Consider the following 3,295-nt stretch of genomic DNA (forward strand, 5'->3'; position numbering starts at 1 on the left):
GGTACTCGTGGGCCGGGCAGACCTCCATGTCGTCCTCGAAGCCGATCAGCTCCAGCGCGTCGTAGTAGTCCGCGAGCGGATTGGCCGGACCCGGGATCTCCAGCGCAATATGCGGAGAGATGCGGGGCAGGACATGGTCTCCGCTGAGGATGAGCCCGCGGGATTCGTCCACCAGGCAGATGTGGCCGGGCGAATGGCCCGGGGTCGTCCTGACGCGCAGCTGCAGCCCGGCCGTGGGAATCAGCTGGCTGTCCGTGAACCGCAGGTCCGGGTCGGCGAGCCGGCGCAGGTGGGCCAGGCTGCTGTCACTGACAGCAATATCGGCCAGCCGTTCCGCGGGCACGCCCCACGCACTCAGCTGGGCCCGGTCCGCAGCCAGGACCGCCGCAGTGTCATCCGAGTTCGTCAGGCGGCGCCGTTCGTGTTCGCCCATGGCCACCCAGGCTCCGGTCGCCTTCCGCAGGCGCGCTGCCATGCCCAGATGGTCCGAATGGAAGTGGGTCGCCACGATTCCGGTCAGGTCCGTGATCCCAAGTCCCGCCCGGCGCAGCCCTGCCTCCAGGGCCTGCCAGCCGCCGTCGCTCTCCCAGCCCGGGTCCACCAGCAGTGCATCCCCGTCGCCCACCAGCAGGTAGCTGAGCGTGTAGCGCATGGGATTGCCCGGAAACGGGATGGGGATGGACCAAACGCCTTCGCGGATCTGCTCCACCGGCGGCATGACCTTGTCCCGCCATGCGTCCTTCTGGGCGTGGCCGGTGATGGTGATCGGGGCGTGGCTCATGAGGTCCTTCCGGTCGTGTCGCGGCGGTGCGTAGCTCCCACCTTATCCCGCGCGCCCGCAGGCCCGGGCCTGTGGCCGCTTCCCGGGCGGAGACTGTCAGCGCGTGGCGAAGTGGATCCAGACACCGATGATCCAGGCGGTGCCGGCCAGTGAGGCACAGGTGAACTCCACCAGGATCCCGACGCCGGTGGCCTTCAGTGCAGCCCAGCTGGAGGAGAGGGCGTGGCTGAAGTCCCGCTGGCGGGCGGACTCGCTGAGGAACAGCCCCAGCATGAAGCCGAGGATCAGGCCCACCACGGGGATCAGGAACATGCCGGCTACACCGCAGACCAGGCCGATCACGATGGAATGGTTGGGGATTTTCCGCTCCCGGAGCCGGCGCCCGGTCAGCATGGCACTGGCCAGCATTCCGACGACGGCCAGCACGGTTCCGATCCCGAAGACGATCCAGCCGATGGGGTTGGCCAGCACCAGTGCCCAGATCAGCAGGGCCGCGATGATGAGCAGCGAGCCGGGAAGCACCGGAATGATGGTTCCGAGGACTCCCACGGCCAGCAGCAGGCCGCAGATGATGGAGGTAACGATCTGAGCGTCCATGCCTTCTCCTTTCGGCGATGCTCCCACCCTAGACTTAACTCACCGTGTTGAGCGTGCAGCTCAACCCTGCAGACCGCTGAGGACCGCCATGGAAACATCCAGTGCCATCCCCGCCGCAGAGGCCGCGCGCATTGCGGAGTGGGTGGCGGAACAGTTCTCCGCCGACGTCCGCGGCCAGGTCTTCCTTGAGGCACGGTTCTCTGGCAGCGACGCGGATATCGTGGAACGGCGGCTGCCGGAGGACACCCCCGCTGCCCCAGTGGAGGAATGGGATGCGCTGCCGGTGGCGCGGCTGCGGCGCCTGGACACGGGCTGGCGTCTATACTTCGCGGCCGACGGCAGCTTCCACCTTTATGAGCCCCTGCCCGAGGCGGGCTCCCTGGACGAGCTGTTCAACGAAGTGGACGAGGACCCATACAACCTTTTCTGGGGGTAGTCTCCCGGGCTGGTTTCCCTAGGAATACCAGAGCAGTTGCCTGGCATCTTCCGCACCGCGCTCCAAGATTGTAAGCTTACTTATAAAGCAGGGATGTATCGGCATCGCCGATATCGGCACTTCGTGTCGGCACACTGTTTTCAGGAGGCAATGAGATGAGTAACCGTACCCATGGACGAGATGTCCGGGACCGCCATCCCCGCCATCATTTCTGGCAACGCCGGGACGACAGCCCGGATGCGCGCGGCGCTGCCGAGCGCGCCAAGGCCGAACGCACACCCACCCGGCTGATGGGCAAGGGCGCGAAGGACCGTGAGGCGCCGATCGAAACCGCGGACAGCGGGTTCACCGGCAGCCCGGGCGAAGACACCGGACGCAAAGAAGGCACCGGGGACGAGACCCAAGCCATGGACACCACCCACCGGGCCAGCCACCGGGCGGATACCGAACCGGACATTTCCGCTGAACGTCCGGGACCAGCCGCCGGTTCAGCCGGCGCTGCCGCCGGAGACCGGGACACCGCCGGCCGCAGCGAAGCATTCGACCGGAAATCGGTCGTTGCGCGTGAACGTGAGCAGTTCGGAGGCATCAAGATCGGCTCTGCGTTCTTCGGCTGGGTCACCGCGATGGGCATGACCGTGCTGCTGACCACGCTCGTGGCCGGTATCGCCAGCGCCATCGGTGCGTCCACCAACACCGATCCGAACGAAGCGATCCAGCAAGTGACCCAGGACCCGACCGGGGCCGGAATCATCGGGGCCATCGTCATCCTGGCCATCCTGCTGATCGCGTACTACTGCGGCGGCTATGTAGCTGGCCGGATGGCCCGTTTCCAGGGTGCCCGGCAAGGTGTGGCGGTGTGGCTCTGGGCCATCGTGGCCGGCGTCGTGCTGACCATACTGGGCGCTGTCATCGGCAGCCAGATAGACCTGGGCGCCAACATCCCCGTCTCACCGGAAATGACCACTGCCGGCATTATTGCCGTCGCTGTGGCTGCACTGGTCGCCCTGGCCGGCGCAGTTCTCGGCGGGCTGGCCGGTATGCGCTTCCACCGCAGGGTGGACCGGGCCGGATTCGACGACGGCGGCGTCGATGACGGCAATCGGGAGACCGCGCGGTAACCGCCGGCTCCCCCACACTGAACGGACAGCGTGTCCCCCCAATCGCGTTGTCCGTTCAGTCTTTTAACGAGCCGATATTCAGAACCCGGTCGGATCGGATCGGAAACCCGGTTCAAGGGCATTTCAAGACCGGCAGGGCCGGTGACGAAGGGGTCCGGAATGAGACGTCATTTCCAGGCGGCAAGTGGACTGCCCGCACGTAGCGTATGGGCAGACACGTTCGGCAGGGCAGGAGCCCGTTCAGGGCAGTTCCTGCTGATTCTGGCTGCGGTTACCGTGACTGTTTATGGGTTGTTACAGATTCGGTTAGTGGTCGTAGCTGCGCTGGTCGCATTGATCCTTGCAGCCGCAGTTGGTCCC

Annotated in this window: 4 protein-coding genes and 1 pseudogene; 3 read left to right on the forward strand and 2 right to left on the reverse strand. The window is 66.1% G+C overall.

The annotated features are described in order from the left end of the window. Positions 1-781: MBL fold metallo-hydrolase (locus tag AC5RW2_RS41775; RefSeq protein ID WP_494075334.1), on the reverse strand; the 781-nt coding region annotated here is incomplete at its 3' end. Between the two features lie 96 nt (positions 782-877). Continuing rightward, positions 878-1,378, reverse strand: a complete 501-nt coding sequence (locus AC5RW2_RS41780) for a DUF456 domain-containing protein (RefSeq protein WP_494029729.1) — start codon at positions 1,376-1,378, stop codon at positions 878-880. Between the two features lie 88 nt (positions 1,379-1,466). Between AC5RW2_RS41780 and AC5RW2_RS41785 the strand changes: the two genes are divergently transcribed. The 3 genes and pseudogenes from AC5RW2_RS41785 to AC5RW2_RS41795 form a co-directional block, all read left to right on the forward strand. Further along, positions 1,467-1,814 carry a DUF3024 domain-containing protein gene (locus AC5RW2_RS41785; RefSeq protein ID WP_494029730.1) on the forward strand — a complete coding sequence of 116 codons (348 nt, stop codon included), beginning with the start codon at positions 1,467-1,469 and terminating at the stop codon, positions 1,812-1,814. A gap of 155 nt (positions 1,815-1,969) precedes the next feature. After that, positions 1,970-2,935 (forward strand): hypothetical protein, encoded by a 966-nt coding sequence (locus AC5RW2_RS41790; protein WP_494029731.1) that lies wholly within the window; start codon positions 1,970-1,972, stop codon positions 2,933-2,935. 159 nt (positions 2,936-3,094) lie between these two features. Beyond that, positions 3,095-3,295, forward strand: a pseudogene (locus tag AC5RW2_RS41795) (AI-2E family transporter); the annotation flags it as partial.

The sequence above is a fragment of the Arthrobacter sp. B0316-1-20 genome (assembly GCF_059091865.1).